General features: G+C 71.2%; 13 protein-coding genes. 11 read left to right on the top strand and 2 right to left on the bottom strand.

What is annotated here, in order from left to right; all coding sequences use genetic code 11:
* Positions 1-158: 158 nt before the first annotated feature.
* The 10 genes from nuoF (at position 159) to AC2CHG_RS22055 (ending at position 13,282) form a co-directional block, all read left to right on the top strand.
* Positions 159-1,475, top strand: a complete 1,317-nt coding sequence (gene nuoF / locus AC2CHG_RS22100) for an NADH-quinone oxidoreductase subunit NuoF (RefSeq protein ID WP_484525482.1) — start codon at positions 159-161, stop codon at positions 1,473-1,475.
* Between the two features lie 55 nt (positions 1,476-1,530).
* Positions 1,531-3,972 (top strand): NADH-quinone oxidoreductase subunit G, encoded by a 2,442-nt coding sequence (locus AC2CHG_RS22095; RefSeq protein ID WP_262016134.1) that lies wholly within the window; start codon positions 1,531-1,533, stop codon positions 3,970-3,972.
* Complete coding sequence (gene nuoH / locus AC2CHG_RS22090; RefSeq protein WP_262016133.1) at positions 3,969-5,324, top strand: NADH-quinone oxidoreductase subunit NuoH; 1,356 nt, start codon at positions 3,969-3,971, stop codon at positions 5,322-5,324. The genes AC2CHG_RS22095 and nuoH overlap by 4 nt, the downstream gene beginning before the upstream one ends.
* A 1-nt stretch (position 5,325) precedes the next feature.
* On the top strand, positions 5,326-5,973 hold the full coding sequence (gene nuoI, locus AC2CHG_RS22085) for an NADH-quinone oxidoreductase subunit NuoI (RefSeq protein ID WP_013283609.1): 648 nt from the start codon (positions 5,326-5,328) through the stop codon (positions 5,971-5,973).
* Entirely contained in the window at positions 5,970-6,740 is a 771-nt protein-coding gene (locus AC2CHG_RS22080) for an NADH-quinone oxidoreductase subunit J (protein ID WP_262016132.1), read from the top strand. The genes nuoI and AC2CHG_RS22080 overlap by 4 nt, the downstream gene beginning before the upstream one ends.
* The gene (nuoK, locus tag AC2CHG_RS22075; protein ID WP_013283611.1) at positions 6,737-7,036 is read left to right on the top strand and encodes an NADH-quinone oxidoreductase subunit NuoK; all 300 of its coding nucleotides are present in this window, start codon (positions 6,737-6,739) and stop codon (positions 7,034-7,036) included. The genes AC2CHG_RS22080 and nuoK overlap by 4 nt, the downstream gene beginning before the upstream one ends.
* A gap of 7 nt (positions 7,037-7,043) precedes the next feature.
* Positions 7,044-9,005, top strand: a complete 1,962-nt coding sequence (gene nuoL, locus AC2CHG_RS22070; RefSeq protein ID WP_410054967.1) for an NADH-quinone oxidoreductase subunit L — start codon at positions 7,044-7,046, stop codon at positions 9,003-9,005.
* 64 nt (positions 9,006-9,069) lie between these two features.
* Positions 9,070-10,602 carry an NADH-quinone oxidoreductase subunit M gene (locus AC2CHG_RS22065; protein ID WP_120572072.1) on the top strand — a complete coding sequence of 511 codons (1,533 nt, stop codon included), beginning with the start codon at positions 9,070-9,072 and terminating at the stop codon, positions 10,600-10,602.
* A complete protein-coding gene (nuoN, locus tag AC2CHG_RS22060) occupies positions 10,599-12,152 on the top strand; it encodes an NADH-quinone oxidoreductase subunit NuoN (RefSeq protein ID WP_262016131.1) in 1,554 nt (517 codons plus the stop codon). Before AC2CHG_RS22065 ends, nuoN begins: the two co-directional genes overlap by 4 nt.
* An 89-nt stretch (positions 12,153-12,241) precedes the next feature.
* The gene (locus AC2CHG_RS22055; RefSeq protein ID WP_262016130.1) at positions 12,242-13,282 is read left to right on the top strand and encodes a polyprenyl synthetase family protein; all 1,041 of its coding nucleotides are present in this window, start codon (positions 12,242-12,244) and stop codon (positions 13,280-13,282) included.
* 123 nt (positions 13,283-13,405) lie between these two features.
* On the opposite strand, the gene AC2CHG_RS22050 is transcribed toward AC2CHG_RS22055, so the two are convergent.
* Positions 13,406-14,602: an MFS transporter gene (locus AC2CHG_RS22050; RefSeq protein ID WP_402810372.1), complete on the bottom strand. Its 1,197-nt coding sequence runs from the start codon at positions 14,600-14,602 to the stop codon at positions 13,406-13,408.
* 152 nt (positions 14,603-14,754) lie between these two features.
* Here AC2CHG_RS22050 and AC2CHG_RS22045 point away from each other — a divergent pair, with 152 nt between their 5' ends.
* Complete coding sequence (locus AC2CHG_RS22045; RefSeq protein WP_013283617.1) at positions 14,755-15,537, top strand: IclR family transcriptional regulator; 783 nt, start codon at positions 14,755-14,757, stop codon at positions 15,535-15,537.
* A gap of 118 nt (positions 15,538-15,655) precedes the next feature.
* On the opposite strand, the gene AC2CHG_RS22040 is transcribed toward AC2CHG_RS22045, so the two are convergent.
* Positions 15,656-17,518 (bottom strand): PhoX family protein (locus AC2CHG_RS22040; RefSeq protein WP_484525481.1); only part of this gene is annotated, 1,863 nt, incomplete at its 5' end.

Here is a 17,518-nt window from a genome sequence, read left to right as displayed (position 1 = left end):
GCCGAGGCGGCCGGCGTGGCGTCGAACCCGCCGGCCGGCGACGGCAAGCCCGCCGGCGACGCGGCCGGCGCGCAGGAGCGCAACCTCAAGGAAGCGGAATCCGGTACGGGCGCGGACGGCGCCGACCCGGCGGACGCGAGCGGAACGGGGGTCCGGAAGTGACCACTCCTCGGCCGGAGACGCTGGCCAAGCTCACGCCGGTGCTCACCAAGCGCTGGCTCTCGCCGGACGCGTGGCGGCTCGGCACCTACGAGAAGCTGGACGGCTACGCCGCCCTGCGCAAGGCGCTCAACGCGCACCCGGACGACCTGATCCAGCTGATCAAGGACTCCGGACTGCGTGGCCGGGGCGGCGCGGGCTTCCCGACCGGTCTCAAGTGGGGCTTCATCCCGCAGGGCGACGGGAAGCCGCACTACCTGGTGGTGAACGCCGACGAGGGCGAGCCGGGCACCTGCAAGGACCTGCCGCTGATGACCCACGACCCGCACTCGCTGGTCGAGGGCGTCATCATCGCCTCGTACGCGATCCGGGCCAACCGGGCGTACATCTACATCCGCGGTGAGGCCGTGCACGCCGCCCGGCGGCTGCGCAGCGCCGTCGACGAGGCGTACGCCAAGGGTTACCTCGGCCGGAACATCCTCGGCTCGGGCTTCGACCTGGACCTGGTGGTGCACTCGGGCGCCGGGGCGTACATCTGCGGTGAGGAGACCGCGCTGCTGGACTCGCTGGAGGGCTTCCGCGGCCAGCCCCGGCTGCGCCCGCCGTTCCCGGCGACCCACGGCCTGTACGCCAGCCCGACCGTCGTCAACAACGTCGGCACCATCGCCAGCGTGCCGTACATCGTGCTCGGTGGCGCGGACTGGTGGAAGACGATGGGCACGGAGAAGTCGTCCGGCCCGATGATCTACTCGCTGTCCGGCCGGATCGCCAACCCCGGCCAGTACGAGTGCTCGATGGGCATCACCCTGCGCGAGCTGATCGAGCTGGCCGGCGGCATGAAGCCCGGGCACAACCTGAAGTTCTGGACCCCGGGTGGCTCGTCGACGCCGCTGCTGACCGCCGAGCACCTGGACGTGCCGCTGGACTTCGAGGGGGTGGCGGCGGCCGGCTCGATCCTGGGCACCACCGCCACGCAGATCTTCTCCGACCAGGACTGCCCGGTGTACGCGACCTACCGGTGGCTGGAGTTCTACCACCACGAGTCGTGCGGCAAGTGCACCCCGTGCCGGGAGGGCAACTACTGGATGGTCCGGGTCTACCGGCGCATCCTGGCCGGCCAGGGCACCCACGAGGACCTGGACACCCTGCTCGACACCTGCGACAACATCCTCGGCCGTTCGTTCTGCGGTCTGGGTGACGGCGCGACCAGCTCGGTGACCTCGTCGCTGAAGTACTTCAAGCAGGACTACCTCGACTACATCGAGGGACGTACCGCGCCGAAGCTCTCCGACAAGTCTCTGGTTGGAGCTCACTGATGAGCGCGAGGAACGAGCTTGCGAGTCCCGCAGTCGCGATTGGAAGGCGACGCTGATGACCGACGTAGCCAAGCAGACCGAGACCGTCACGCTGACCATCGACGGCGTCGAGGTCACCGCGCCCAAGGGCGCGCTGCTGATCCGCGTCGCCGAGCAGCTCGGCACCGAGATCCCGCGCTTCTGCGACCACCCGCTGCTGGCTCCGGCGGGCGCCTGCCGGCAGTGCCTGGTGGAGGTGGAGGGCCAGCGCAAGCCGGTCGCCTCCTGCACCCAGACCGTCGCCGACGGCATGGTGGTGCGGACGCAGCTCACCTCCCCGGTCGCCAAGAAGGCCCAGGAGGGGGTGATGGAGCTGCTGCTCCTCAACCACCCCCTGGACTGCCCGATGTGCGACAAGGGCGGCGAGTGCCCGCTGCAGAACCAGGCGATGTCCACCGGCCGGACGGACTCGCGGTTCCACGAGCACAAGCGGGAGTACCCGAAGCCGCTGCCGATCAGCACCCAGGTGCTGCTCGACCGCGAGCGCTGCGTGCTCTGCCAGCGGTGCACCCGGTTCTCCGAGGAGATCGCCGGCGACAAGTTCATCGACCTGATGGGACGCTCCTCGCACGAGGAGATCAACATCTACCGGGACGAGGAGTACGGCGAGGACGGCGACGCCGGTGACGTCCCGTTCAACTCCTACTTCTCCGGCAACACCGTGCAGATCTGCCCGGTGGGCGCGCTGACCGGCGCGCAGTACCGGTTCCGGGCCCGCCCGTTCGACCTGGTCTCCACGCCCAGCGTCTGCGAGCACTGCTCGGCCGGCTGCGCCCAGCGCACCGACTGGCGGCGCGGCAAGGTGCTGCGCCGGCTGGCCGGCGACGACCCGGCGGTGAACGAGGAGTGGAACTGCGACAAGGGTCGCTGGGGCTTCCAGTACACCCGCGCGTTCGACCGGATCAGCACCCCGATGGTGCGCGACGAGAAGACCGGTGAGCTGCGCGAGGCGTCCTGGAGCGAGGCGCTGACCCGGGCCGCCGAGGGGCTGCGCGCGGCCCGCGACGGCGCGACCGGCACGGCGGTGCTGACCGGCGGCCGGCTGACAGTCGAGGACGCCTACGCGTACGCGAAGTTCGCCCGCATCGCGCTGCACACGAACGACATCGACTTCCGGGCCCGCCCGGTCTCCCGCGAGGAGGCCGACTTCCTGGCCAGCAGCGTCGCCGGGGTCACCGACGTGACCTACACGGACGTGGAGAACGCGCCCGCCGTGGTGCTCGTCGGCCTGGAGCCGGAGGAGGAGTGCCCGATCCTCTTCCTGCGGCTGCGCAAGGCGTACCTGAAGAAGAAGCTCACCGTGTACGCGCTCGCGCCGTTCGCCACGCGCGGCCTGGAGAAGCTCGGGGCCAAGCTGGCCCGGGTGGTGCCCGGCGAGGAGGCCGGCGTGCTGGCCGAGCACGCCACGGTGGCCGAGGCGCTGGGTCAGCCCGGCGCGATCCTCATCGTCGGCGAGCGCCTGGCCGAGGTGCCGGGCGGCCTGTCGGCGGCGGCGGACGTCGCCCGGCGTACCGGTGCCCGGCTGGTCTGGGTGCCGCGGCGCGCGGGTGACCGCGGCGCTGTCGACGCGGGCTGCCTGCCCAACCTGCTCCCCGGCGGCCGGGTCGTCACCGAGCCGGCCGCGCGCGCGGAGCTGGGCGAGGCGTGGGACATCCCGGCCGGGGTGATCCCCAGCCAGGCCGGCCGCGACACCGACGGCATCCTCACCGCCGCCGCGAACGGCCAGATCGGCGCCCTGGTGGTGGCCGGCGTCGACCCGGCCGACCTGGCCGACCCGCGCCTGGCCGAGTCCGCACTGGACGCGGTGCCGTTCCTGGTCAGCCTGGAACTGCGGATGAGCGCGGTGTCCCGCCGCGCCGACGTGGTCCTGCCGGTCGCGCCGGTGGTCGAGAAGGCCGGCAGCTTCCTGGACTGGGAGGGCCGGCTGCGCACGTTCGAGAAGGTGCTGGACACCGGCGCGATGACCGACGCCCGCATCCTCGACGCGCTCGCCGCGCAGCTCGACGTGCGGCTGGGCACCGGTGACGTGCCGAGCATCCGGCGCGAGCTGGGCGCGCTGCCGCGCACCCGGGTCGAGCGTCCGTCGGCGCCCTCGGTCGAGCCGGCCGCCGTTCGGCAGCCCGGACCGGGCGAGGCGGTGCTCGCCACCTGGCACCAGCTGATCGACCTGGGCAGCCTCACCGACGGCGACGAGCACCTCGCCGGCACCGCCCGCCCGCCGGTGGTCCGGCTCGGCAAGGGCACCGCCGAGGCGCTCGGTGTCGCCGACGGTGACCCGGTCACGGTGGGCACCGACCGCGGCGCGATCACGCTGCCGGCGGCGATCACCGAGATGCCCGACGGCGTCGTCTGGCTGCCGACCAACTCACCCGGCTCCACCGTGCGGCGCGGCCTCGGCGCGACGTCCGGCGACGTGGTGAGCGTCTCCGCAGTCGGGAACGAAAGGTGGGTGCAGTGAACCCCGTCATCCTCGCGGCGCAGGACCCGACGCTTGCCGACTTCGGCAAGGACCCGTGGTGGCTGGTCCTCGGCAAGATCCTGTTCGCGTTCGTCGTCGCCGTGGCGGCCACGCTGCTCGGCGTCTGGTTCGAGCGCCGGGTCGTCGGCCGCATGGCGGTGCGGCCCGGCCCCAACCAGGCCGGCCCGTTCGGTCTGCTCCAGACGCTCGCCGACGGCGTGAAGCTGGCCTTCAAGGAGGACATCCTCCCGCGCAAGGCCGACAAGGTCGTCTACTTCTTCGCCCCGGTGATCTCCGTGGTCTGCGCGGTCACCGCGCTGTCGGTGATCCCGTTCGGGCCGATGGTGAGCATCTTCGGGCACCGGACGCCGCTGCAGGTCACCGACGTGTCGGTGGCGGTGCTGGTGGTGCTGGCCTTCTCCTCGCTCGCCGTGTACGGCATCGTGCTCGGCGGCTGGGCCAGCGGCTCCACCTACCCGCTGCTCGGCGGTCTGCGCTCGGCGGCCCAGCTGGTCTCGTACGAGGTCACCATGGGCCTGAGCGTGGTCGCGGTGTTCATGACCGCGGGCACCATGTCGACGAGCGGGATCGTCGCCGCGCAGGGCGACGGCACCCGGCTGAGCATCGGCGGCTTCGACCTCGCCGCGCCCGGCTGGTACGCGATCCTGCTGCTGCCCAGCTTCATCATGTTCTTCATCGCCATCGTCGGTGAGACCAACCGGGCGCCGTTCGACCTGCCCGAGGCGGAGTCGGAGCTGGTGGCCGGCTTCCAGACCGAGTACAGCTCGCTGAAGTTCGCGCTGTTCATGCTCAGCGAGTACGTCGCGATGGTGACCATGTCGGCGTTCACCGTGACGCTGTTCCTCGGCGGCTGGCACGCGCCGTGGCCGATCACCATCTGGTCGGGCGCCAACGACGGCTGGTGGCCGATGCTGTGGTTCTTCGGCAAGGTCATCATGCTGGTGTTCGTCTTCGTCTGGCTCCGCGGCACGCTGCCCCGGCTCCGGTACGACCAGTTCATGCGGTTCGGCTGGAAGGTGCTGCTGCCGCTGAACCTGGTCTGGATCATGGTGCTCGCCGGGCTGCGCTCGATCGAGGACTGGCAGACCCGGGACCGGCTGCTCGTCACCGCCGTCGGCGCGGGCGTGCTGCTGCTGGCCACGCTCTTCTGGCCGTCTCGGAAGAAGGAGCCGAAGCCGTCGCTGCAGGAGCAGGCGGACACCCGGCCGTACGGCAGCTTCCCGCTGCCGCCGATGGATCTTCAGGTTCCGCCGAGCCCGCGTACCAAGCGCGTGCTCGCCGAGCGGGAGCCGGCCAACGTGGTCGCCGGCCCGGACTCCAGGGAGGTGTGACGTGGGCGCGATCACCGGAACGTTCAAGGGCTTCGGTGTCACCTTCTCGCACATGTTCAAGAAGGTCGTCACCACCGACTACCCGTTCAAGCCGCCGGTCTCGGCGCCGCGCTACCACGGGCGGCACATCCTCAACCGGCACCCGGACGGGCTGGAGAAGTGCATCGGCTGCGAGCTGTGCGCCTGGGCCTGCCCGGCCGACGCGATCTATGTGGAGGGTGGCGACAACACCGAGGAGCAGCGCTTCTCCCCGGGTGAGCGGTACGCCAGCACCTACCAGATCAACTACGCCCGGTGCATCTTCTGCGGGCTCTGCATCGAGGCCTGCCCGACCCGTTCGCTCACCATGAGCAACGAGTACGAGCTGGCCCGCGACAACCGGCAGGACCTGATCTTCACCAAGGAGCAGCTGCTCGCTCCGCTGCTCGAAGGCATGGAGCAGCCGCCGCACCCGATGCGGCTGGGCGACAGCGAGAAGGACTACTACGTCGGCGCGCTCACCAACCCGGGCACCTCGGCCGGCGCCGAGCGCTCGCCGATGGGCCCCGGCCGGTACCAGGTGGAGGAGCACCCGGGCGTGACCTTCCCCGGCGCCGAGCAGGCCGAGCAGCGGTCCGCCGCCGCGGCGGGCAAGGGAGGCAAGGCATGACCTCGGCAACGGTGCTCGCCGCCGCCGGCCAGGTGTCCGGGGGTGAGGAGGTCACCTTCTGGATCCTCGCCCCGCTGGCCCTGCTCGGCGCGGTCGGCATGGTGTGGGCCCGCAACGCGGTCCACTCCGCGCTCTGGCTGGTGCTGACCATGCTCTGCCTGGGCGTGTTCTACGTGCTCCAGGCCGGGCCGTTCATCGGCATGGTGCAGATCATCGTCTACACCGGCGCGATCATGATGCTGTTCCTGTTCGTGCTGATGCTCGTCGGCCGGGACGCGTCCGACTCGCTCATCGAGACGCTGCGCGGCCAGCGGGTCGCCGCCGTGGTCCTCGGGCTCGGCTTCGCCGGCCTGGTGGGCACCGGCCTCTACCGCGCGCTCGACGGCGTCCAGCCGGTCGGGCTCGACGAGGCCAACGGCGAGGGCAACGTCCAGGGCATCGCCCGGCTGCTGTTCACCAAGTACGTCTTCGCCTTCGAGCTGACCTCGGCGCTGCTGATCACCGCCGCCGTCGGCGCGATGGTGCTGGCGCACGTGGAGCGGCGCAAGGCGGACCGGATGGACCAGATCGCCACCATGAAGGCGCGGTTCCGCCCCGGCAACTACCCCGGACCGAAGCCCGGCCCGGGCGTCTACGCCACGTCCTCCTCGGTGGCCACCCCGGCCCGTCTGCCCGACGGCCGGCTGACCGACCGCAGCATCCCGGAGATCATGCCGGTGCGTGAGCTGACGGCTGAGGAGACCGCACCGAAGGGGACCGAAAAATGACCCCGGACTACTACCTCATCCTCGCGGCGGTGCTGTTCACCATCGGCGCCGTGGGCGTGCTGGTCCGGCGCAACGCGATCGTGCTGTTCATGTGCATCGAGCTGATGCTCAACGCGGCCAACCTGACCCTGGTCACGTTCAGCCGGATCAACGGCGACCTGAACGGCCAGATCATGGCGTTCTTCGTGATGGTGGTCGCGGCGGCCGAGGTCGTGGTCGGGCTCGCGATCATCATGGCGATCTTCCGGACCCGGCGCTCGGCCAGCGTCGACGACGCCAACCTGCTGAAGTACTGAGGGGCTCGTGGTGGAACAGATTCTGACGATCGCCCAGTCTGAGCCAGCCGAAGCCGTCACCTTCGCCACGGCGGACGGGATGCTGGGCAGTGTCTGGCTGCTGGTGGCGATCCCGCTGGTCAGCGCGGCGATCCTGCTGCTGCTCGGCAAGCGGGCCGACCGCTGGGGCCACTGGCTGGGCGTGGGCGCCATCGGCGCCGCGTTCGTGCTCGGGCTCACCTACTTCCTCCAGCTGCGCGGGCTGGAGAACAAGCAGGTCGAGCTGAGCCTCTGGGACTTCATGGCGGTCGGCAACCTGAAGGTCGACTTCGGTCTGCTCTTCGACCCGCTGGCCGCGGTCTTCGTCCTGCTGATCACCGGGGTGGGCTTCCTGATCCACCTCTACGCCGTGGAGTACATGGCGCACGACGCGGGCCGGCGGCTGTTCTTCGCGTACTTCAACCTGTTCGTCGCCGCCATGCTCCTGCTGGTGCTCGGCAACAACTACGTGATGCTCTACTTCGGCTGGGAGGGCGTCGGCCTGGCGTCGTACCTGCTGATCTCCTTCTGGTACGGCCGGCCCAGCGCGGCCACCGCCGGCAAGAAGGCGTTCCTGATGAACCGGGTCGGCGACGCCGGCCTGGCCATCGGCATCTTCATCATGTTCGCCGTGCTCGGCACCACCCAGTACGACGAGGTGTTCAACGGGGTCGGCTCGATGACCTCGACCACCGTGCTGGTGCTCGGCCTGCTGCTCCTGCTCGGCGCGGCCGGCAAGTCCGGTCAGTTCCCGCTCCAGGCGTGGTTGCCGGACGCGATGGAGGGCCCGACCCCGGTGTCCGCGCTCATCCACGCGGCCACCATGGTCACCGCCGGCGTCTACCTGATCGCCCGCTCCAACGCGATCTTCTCGGCCAACGAGACGCTCCAGCTCGTGGTGGTCAGCGTCGGTGCGCTCACGCTGCTGATGGGCTGCATCATCGGCGCGGCCAAGGACGACATCAAGCGCGTGCTGGCCTGGTCGACGGTGAGCCAGATCGGCTACATGTTCCTGGGCGTCGGTCTCGGCGGTGGCGCGTACGCGCTGGCCATCGTGCACCTGCTGGCGCACGGCTTCTTCAAGGCCAACATGTTCCTCGGCGCCGGCTCCGTCATGCACGGCATGAACGACCAGGTGGACATCCGCCGCTTCGGCGGGCTGTCCAAGTACATGAAGGTCACCTGGCTGACGTTCATGATGGGCTGGCTCGCCATCATCGGCATGTTCCCGTTCTCCGGCTACTTCTCCAAGGAGCCGATCATCGTGGCCGCGTTCGAGCGGGAGGGCTGGACGGCCTGGCTGTTCGGCATGGCCGCGCTGCTCGGCGCCGGGCTCACCGCGTTCTACATGACGCGGCTGTTCGTGCTCACGTTCCACGGGCCGAAGCGCTGGACCGAGGACATCGAGCACCCGCACGAGTCGCCGAAGCTGATGACCATCCCGCTGATCCTGCTGGCGGTCGGCTCGGTCGGCGCGGGCTTCCTGCTCGCCACCTCCGTGCCGGACTGGCTCACCGCCACCAACGGACTCGCCGCCGAGAGCGGGGAGCACGCGCCGGTGCTGGCGCACTGGCTGCTCACCGCGCTGTCGCTGCTGGTCACCGTGCTGGGCGCCGGGCTGGCCTGGTTCCTGTTCCGCTCCGGTACGGCCACCGAGCCGCAGCCGGCCGGCGTGGTGGTCACCGCCGCCCGCCGGAACCTCTACACGGACGCCTTCAACGAGGCGGTCTTCGAGAAGCCGGGCATCTTCCTCACCCGGGCGCTGGTGTTCCTCGACAACCGGGGCGTGGACGGGCTGGTCAACGGCCTGGCCGCCGCCGTGGGCGGGGGCTCGGGCCGGCTCCGGCGGCTCCAGACCGGCTTCGTGCGGTCGTACGCGACCTCGATCCTGACCGGCGCGCTGCTCGTGGTGGCGGCGTTCCTGGCGGTGCAGGCGGGGTGGTTGGCGTGATCGACCTCAACGCGGCCGCCCCCGCCGGCGGGCCACGCAGTCACGACGGAGGTAAGGCCGAATAATGTCCAACTTCCCGTTCCTCTCGGTGCTGACCGTGGCGCCGCTGGTCGGCGCCCTGGTGGTGGCACTGCTGCCCCGCAGCCGCCCGGACCTGGCCAAGCTGGTGGCGTTCGGCTGGTCGCTGCTGGTGCTGGTGCTCTCGGTGGTGATGTGGTTCGCCTTCTCCGCCGGTGGTGACCGGTTCCAGTTCCGCGAGTCGTACCCGTGGATCCCGAACTGGGGCGTGAGCTTCACCTTCGAGGTGGACGGCATCGCGCTGGTCATGCTGATGCTGATCGCGATCCTGGTGCCGCTGGTGATCCTGGCGTCCTGGCACGACGCCGAGGCGTCGAAGCGCTCGGTGCCCGCGTACTTCGCGCTGCTGCTCGTCCTCGAGTGCACGATGATCGGCGTCTTCGCCGCCGCCGACGTCTTCCTGTTCTACGTGTTCTTCGAGGTCATGCTGGTGCCGATGTACTTCCTGATCGGCAGCTACGGCGGCCACCAGCGGCAGTACGCGGCGGTGAAGTTCTTCCTCTACTCGCTGGTCGGCGGTCTGTTCATGCTGGCCGCGGTGATCGGCCTCTGGGTGGTCGGCGGGAAGACCTTCGACTGGCAGGCGCTGAGCCAGGCGGAGTTCGCCACCGACACGGCCCGCTGGCTGTTCCTCGGCTTCTTCGTGGCCTTCGCGATCAAGGCGCCGTTCTTCCCGTTCCACACCTGGCTGCCGGACGCCGGTGGCGCGGCCCCGGCCGGCGCCGCCGCGCTGCTGGTCGGCGTGCTGGACAAGGTCGGCACGTTCGGCATCCTGCGCTACTGCCTCCCGCTGTTCCCGGAGGCGTCGCGCTGGTTCGCGCCGTGGGCGCTGGCGCTCGGTGTCATCGGCATCATCTACGCCGCGCTGCTGGCGGTCGGCCAGAACGACCTGAAGCGGCTGGTGTCGTACACCTCGATCGCGCACTTCGGGTTCATCGGCGTCGGCATCTTCGCGTTCACCACCCAGGCCGGCACCGGTGCGGTGCTCTACATGCTCAACCACGGCCTGGCCACCGGCCTGCTGTTCCTCGTGGTCGGCATGCTGATCGCCCGGCGCGGCTCGGCGCTGATCAGCGACTTCGGTGGCGCGGGCAAGCTGGTCCCGGTGCTCGCCGGCGTGCTGTTCTTCGCCGGTCTGGCTTCGCTGGCGCTACCCGGCACCGCACCGTTCGTCTCCGAGTTCCTGGTGCTGATCGGCACGTTCACCGTCAACAAGCCGGTCGCGGTGATCGCCACGCTCGGCATCATCCTGGCGGCGGCGTACGTGCTGTGGATGGTGCAGCGCACCACGCAGGGCACGCTGAACCCGGCGCTGACCGAGGTCGAGGGCATGCGACGCGACCTCACCCTGCGCGAGAAGGTGGTCGTCGCGCCGCTGATCGCGCTGATCGTGCTGCTCGGCTTCTATCCGAAGCCGGTCACCGATGTCATCAATCCCGCCGTCCAGGCGACCATGCAGGACGTCGGCAAGTCCGACCCCGCCCCTGAGGTCGGCAGCGTCCAGGAGGCCGCAAAATGACCGAGCTCAAGCTGCCGTCGATCGACTACGCGGCGCTCGCTCCGATCCTGATCATGCTGGGCGCGGCGCTCCTCGGGGTCCTGGTCGAGGCGTTCGTGCCGCGCCGCCTGCGCAACGCGGTGCAACTCGGGCTCGCCCTGGTGGCGATGCTCGCCGCGATCGTCATGGTGATCCTGAACTCCGACGACCGGCTGATCACCATCGGCGGCGCCATCGCGATCGACGGCCCGACGCTGTTCCTGCAGGGCGCCATCCTGGTGCTCGCGGTGATGGCGCTGCTGCTCGTCGGCGAGCGCACTGTCGAGCGGGGCGGCGCGTTCGTGGCGCACGCCGCGGTCACCGCCGAGTCGGCCGAGGACCGGCGACAGGCCGAGGGCGTCGGCGGTGCCACCGAGGTCTACCCGCTGATGTCGTTCGCGATCGGCGGGATGCTGATCTTCGTGGCGGCGAACGACCTGCTGACCATGTTCGTCGCGCTGGAGGTCTTCTCGCTTCCGCTCTACCTGCTCTGCGCGCTGGCCCGCCGCCGGCGTCTGCTGAGCCAGGAGGCGGCGCTGAAGTACTTCATGCTCGGCGCGTACGCCTCGGCGTTCTTCCTGTTCGGTGTCGCCCTGATCTACGGCTTCACCTCCGGGATCCCGGGCCGTACGGCCGGCGTCGACTTCGCCACCGTGCACGCCGCGGTCACCGACTCCCCGTCCAGCCCGGTGCTGTTGTTCGCCGGCATGGCGCTGCTCGCCATCGGCCTGCTGTTCAAGGCCGCCGCCGCGCCGTTCCACGTCTGGACGCCGGACGTCTACCAGGGCGCGCCGACCCCGGTCACCGGCTTCATGGCGGCCTGCACCAAGGTCGCCGCGTTCGGTGCGCTGCTGCGCGTCTTCCACGTGGCGTTCGCCGGGGCCTCCTGGGACTTCACCCCGGTGCTCGGCGCGATCGCGGTGCTGACCATGCTGGTCGGCGCGGTGCTGGCGGTCACCCAGACCGACATCAAGCGCCTGCTGGCGTACTCGTCGATCGCGAACGCCGGTTACCTGCTCGTCGGTGTGCTGGCGCCCAGCCGTGAGGGGCTCTCCGGCACCATGTTCTACCTGGCCGCGTACGGCTTCTCGGTGCTCGCCGCGTTCGCGGTGGTGACGCTTGTGCGTGACGCCGACGGGGAGGCCACCCACCTGTCCCGCTGGGCCGGGCTGGGCCGCCGGTCACCGTTCTTCGCGGCGATCTTCACGTTCATCCTGCTGGCCTTCGCCGGTATCCCGCTGACCAGCGGCTTCACCAGCAAGTTCGCGGTCTTCGGCCCGGCCCTGGAGGCGAACCAGGCGTGGCTGGTGATCGCCGGCGTGCTGACCAGCATGGTGCTGGCCTTCCCGTACCTGCGGGTCGTGGTGATGATGTGGCTGTCCGAGCCGGGCGAGTCCACGCCGACGGTGACCGTGCCCGGCGCGCTCACCTCGGCCGCCCTGGTCATCGGCGTGCTCGCCACGCTGGTCCTCGGCGTGGTGCCCGGCCCGCTGCTCGACCTGACCACCGGCGCCGCCGAATTCGTCAGATGACAGAGGTGTTCCCACCGGGGGCCGGTACGCCGTGGCGTACCGGCCCCCGGCCCGTATCCCCGTCGACGAGCAGGTCGAACGGGTGTGGCATGGTTGAGGACGTGGCGAACCCGGCTGGCGAGCGTTCAGGTCAGTTCGGCGCGCTCGGCCTGCACCTCGCCGACCCGCGCGTCGAAGCCTCCGTGCTGGGCGTGCTCGACCGGGTCGAGACGAGCCTGCGGGCGAGCGTGGCGAGCGCCGATCCGCTGGTGACCGAGGCGTCCCGGCACCTGGTCGAGGCCGGCGGCAAGCGGTTCCGTCCGCTGCTGGTGGCGCTGGGCGCCCAGTTCGGCGACCCGGAGGCCGACCAGGTCGTCCCCGCCGCCGTGGTGATGGAGCTCACCCACCTGGCGACGCTCTACCACGACGACGTGATGGACGAGGCCGCCGTGCGGCGTGGCGCCCCGAGCGCCAACTCCCGCTGGACCAACTCGGTCGCCATCCTGGTGGGCGACTACCTCTTCGCCCGGGCCGCGGACATCGCCGCCGACCTGGGCCCCGAGGCGGTACGCCTGCAGGCGCGCACGTTCGCCCGGCTGGTGCACGGCCAGATCGCCGAGACGGTCGGCCCGCGCGACACCGACCCGGTCGCGCACTACCTGCACGTGATCGCCGAGAAGACCGGCTCGCTGATCGCCACCTCGGCCCGCTTCGGCGGCATGTTCGGCGGCGCGGCGCCCGAGCACGTCGAGGCCCTGGCCGAGTACGGCGAGATCATCGGTGTCGCGTTCCAGCTCTCCGACGACCTGCTGGACATCGCCAGCGAGTCGGTCCAGTCCGGCAAGACACCCGGCACGGACCTGCGCGAGGGCGTACCCACCCTGCCGGTGCTCTACGCGATGGCCTCCGACGACGCGGACGCGGCGAGCGTACGGCTGCGCGAGATCCTGGCCACCGGCCCGCTGGTGGACGACGCGCTGCACGCCGAGGCGCTGGGCCTGCTGCGTGAGTCGCCGGCGCTCAAGCGTGCCCGGGAGACGGTGCGCAGCTACGCCGAGGACGCACGCGCCCGGCTGGCTCCGCTGCCCGAGGGTCCGGCGCGTCGCGCGCTGGAGTCCCTCTGCGACTACATCGCCGACCGCACCAGCTGACCCCCCTCGCCCCACCCACCCGCTCGGGCTCCGTCGATCATGAGGTTGACGGTCGCCCACCCCGGCGTGTCGCACCGCCAACCTCATGATCGTCGCGATGGGGGCGGGGGCCGGTGCGGACGGTCAGGGGAGGGTGGGGGTGGGGGTGGGGCGTAGGAGGCGGGCGCCCAGCAGCATCAGGAAGGCGGCCAGGAGCATCGCTGTGGCGGCCGTCAGCCACATCGCCGGGTAGCCCGCCGCGCCGGCGAGCGCGCCCAGGCCGAGCGGACCGAGGCAGCCGCCCGCGTACACCCCGGTCTGGGTGATCGAGGTGGCGGCGGCCGGGGCCTGCGGGTGGAGCCGGACCACGGCGAAGTTCATCAGCCCCGGCCAGGCCCAGCCGAGACCGAAGCCGAGCACCACGCCCGCTACCAGCGGCGCCGAGCCGGCCACCGCGAGCAGGATCAGGCCGACCGATCCGGTCAGCAGCATCCCGGCGATCAGCCCGACGTGCCCGCTGGTTCGCCGGTCGGCCAGCCAGCCGACGCCGACCCGGGCGAGCACGCACACCACACTGCCCAGCGTCAGTGTCAGGCCGGCCAGGCCGGGGGAGAGGCCCCGCGCCGCCGCCGAGTCGACCAGGAACGTGCCGAGGGCGTTCGCCGCGGCGGCCGCCAGCGTCGCGGCCAGCCCGATCACCACGAGCGGGCCGGTGCCGCCCGGACGGCGACCGGAGGCGGTGCGGGCCCGCCGATCCCCTCCGGCGCGGGGTACGGCCGGCAGCACGGCGAGCGCGGCCACCGCGGCGGCCACGAAGGCCCAGCGCCAGCCGGCGGTGAGCGCGACAGTGGGGACCGCCAGACCGGCCAGCAGCGTGGCGGCCGGTACGGCGGCCTGCTTCACGCCGAACGAGAGGCCCTGCCGGTGGGCGGGTACGTGCTCGGCCAGCGCGGCGTTGCTGGCGAGCTGCCCGAGGGCGTTTGCGGCGGCGCTGAGGGCCAGCAGGGCCACCAGGACCGGGTACGACCGGGCCAGCCCGGCCACCGCCAGCAGTGAGGCGGCGGAGAGCAGGATGGCGGCCCGGGCGACCGGGGCCGAGCCGAAGCGCTCGACCAGGGCGCCGGAGGGCACCGAGGCGAGCGCGCTCACGCCGAAGTAGATCGAGACGGCCAGGCCCAGCCCGGCCGGGCTGAAGCGGAGTTCGTCAGCGAGCTGGACGGCGAGACCACCGACCAGGAAGACGGGCAGGACGCACACGATCGTGGTGAGGGTGGCGCCGGCGCCGACCGTGACGGCGTGCCGGGACGCCGGAGGGGCGGCTCGCGAAACTGTTTCAGTCATCGCGAGCACACCTTACGCCGGACGTTTTGGCTGCTCATCGTGTCCGTCGACACACTGTCTGTGTCTGGTCTTCTGGCATCCTCCATCCGAACAGGCATTTCGCACTCGGCCGGTTTTTCATATGGTGTAAGTCCCCGGCGGCGGAGGTGGTTGTGCGCGACCCCTTGGCGGAACCTTCGGACCTGATCCGTAGCGTGTCTCGCGCGCTTCGAGTGCTCGAGTCGGTCGGCCGTGCGCCGAGAGGGCTCACCGTGAAGCAGATCGCCCGGCGCTGCGAGCTGACCGTCGCCACCACGTACCACCTGGTGCGCACGCTCGCGTACGAGGGCTACGTGATCCGGCGCGAGGACGGGACGTACATCGTGGGGTTGGAGGTGGCCGACCGCTACCGCGAGCTGGTCACCGCGTTCCGGGGGCCGCCGGCGGTCGGTGAGGCGCTGCGCCGCGCGGCGTCGGACACCGGCTGGAGCCATTACCTCGGCCGTTTCGTCGGCGGGCAGGTGGCGGTGACCGCGTCCGCCGAGGGGCCGCGCTCGCCCTACATGGAAGACCTGGTGCCGGGCTTCGACGAGGGCGCACACGCCACCGCGCTGGGCAAGAGCCTCCTTGCCACGCTCACCACCGAACAGCGCTTCCGCTACCTGCGCGAGTACGGCATGCGCCCGTTCACCACGGCCACCCTCACCACCGTCGAGGCGTTCGAGGCGGACCTGGCCGCCGGTGACCGGCGCGGCATGCAGCTGGAGCTGGGGCAGTTCCGGCAGGGCGTGGCGTGCGCCGCGGTGTTGGTCAGCCCGGACAAGGACATCGAGCGCCGGGTGGTGCTGGCGTGCGCGCTGCCGGCCGGCGAGATGATGACCTCGGCCCGGGTGGTCCGCGCCAAACTGCTCACCGCCGCGCGCGCCATCGCCGACGGGATCGCCTCCGAGAACTGACTCGCCGCGCGGGCCGATCGCCTGCGGATCGTCTCCCACAACCGACGAGGGGCCGCCGACCTGGTGGGTCGGCGGCCCCTCGCGGGGCGGTCCAGCGCCGGACCGCCCAGGGGGTGGGTCAGCTACCGACCGGGCCGCCGTCGAGGCGCCAGGTGACCACCACGCCGGGCTTGGCGAAGTCGCCGTCCGGCCAGGTGGAGGCCGGGTTCTCCACCGACGCGCCGGACACCTCGCCGGGGTGCTGCACGGCCACGAAGACCGAGCGGTTGTCGCCGGTGATGAACGGGCCGCAGGTCTCCGCGCCGAGCGGCACGGTGAGGAACTGCTTCAGGTGACCCCGCTCCGGACCCTCGACGGCGGTGGCGAACAGGCCGTCGTTGCTGCCCAGCGCGTTGCCGTCGGTCGAGATCCACAGGTTGCCGGTGGCGTCGAAGGCGACGTTGTCCGGGCAGGAGATCGGCGAGACCTTCGTCTTGTCGTACCCGGCGAAGTAGGTCGAGGCGTCCGCCGGGTCGCCGCAGACGATCGGCAGCGACCAGGCGAAGGTCTCGGCGGTGTTGTCGCCGCGGTCCTCGACCAGCTCCAGGATCTGCCCGTGCCGGTTGCTGTTGCGCGGGTTCGCCTCGTCGGCGGGCGCCTTGCCGGCCTTGCCGCGGTCGCTGTTGTTGGTCAGTGCCACGTAGACCTTGCCGGTGAGCAGGCTCGGCTCGACGTCCTCGGGGCGGTCCATCTTGGTGGCGCCGACTTTGTCCCCGGCCAGCCGGGTGAAGGTGAGTACGTCGGCGGCGGTCATGCCGTCGACGTACGAGCGGTTGCCGCTGACCAGCTTGATCCAGCGGCCCCGGCCGCCGAACCCGCCGTCGGCCGGGAGCGTGCCGGAACCGTCGATCTCGGCGGCCGGGCTGTCGCCCTCGATCTTCGCCACGTAGAGCGTGCCCGACTCCAGCAGCGTCAGGTTGTGCCGCCGCGCCACCGAGGACTGCCCCGGCATGAACTTCTTGTCCGAGACGAACTTGTAGAGGTAGTCGAAGCGCTCGTCGTCGCCCATGTACGCGACCACCCGGCCGTTGCGCGCCACGATGACGTTCGCGCCCTCGTGCTTGAACCGGCCCAGCGCGGTGTGCTTGCGCGGCTTGGCCTGCGGGTCGAACGGGTCGATCTCGACGACCCAGCCGAACCGGTTCGCCTCGTTGGGGTGCTTGGCCAGGTCGAAGCGCTCGTCCGCCCGCTCCCACTTGCGGCTGCCGCTCGGGTGACGCACGTCGGTCGGGATGCCGTACCGGGCCAGCTTCGGCTTCTGCTCCTCGGGCGCGCCGTCGCCGCCGACGAAGTACTGGTTGAAGTTCTCCTCGCCGGAGAGCACGGTGCCCCACGGGGTGACGCCACCGGCGCAGTTGTTGAGCGTGCCGATCACCGTCCGGCCCTTCGGGTCGGCGGCGGTACGCAGCCACGCCGAGCCGGCGGCCGGGCCGGTCAGCTCGAACTTCGTGGCCAGCGCGGTGACCCGCCGGTTGTACTCGCGCCGGCCGCGCCGTACCGGCCGCCACTGCCCGGTGTTCTCCACCCGCTCCAGCTCGACCACGGACATGCCGTGCGCGGCCATCGCCACCCGCACCTGCTCCACCGTGAGCGCGTCCTGGCCGGTGAAGCCGGGGAACATCAGGTCCTCGTTCGTGTACTCGTGGTTGACCACGAGCAGCGCGCGCCGCCTGTCGATCGGCAGCACGCCGACGAAGTCGTTGTTGTAGCCGAACTGCTTGGACTGGGCGGCGGCGGTCTGCCGGCCCAGGCTGAACGCGGGCGCGCCGGGCACGACCTCGTCACCCCAGCGGATCACGACGGAGTGGTCGTACCCGTTGGGGACCACGAGGGTGTCGAGCTTGTTCGGCGGGATCGGCTTGAAGGTCAGCGCGCCGCTGCCAGGGCGGCCCGCGCCGGCGGGCGGCACCTCGCCGCCGCCGGGAACCGGCGGTGCGGCGGG

Source organism: Micromonospora sp. ATLC20, assembly GCF_057196585.1.
The sequence above is the reverse complement of the archived record's forward strand: the minus strand, read 5'-3'. Positions and strand labels throughout refer to the sequence as shown.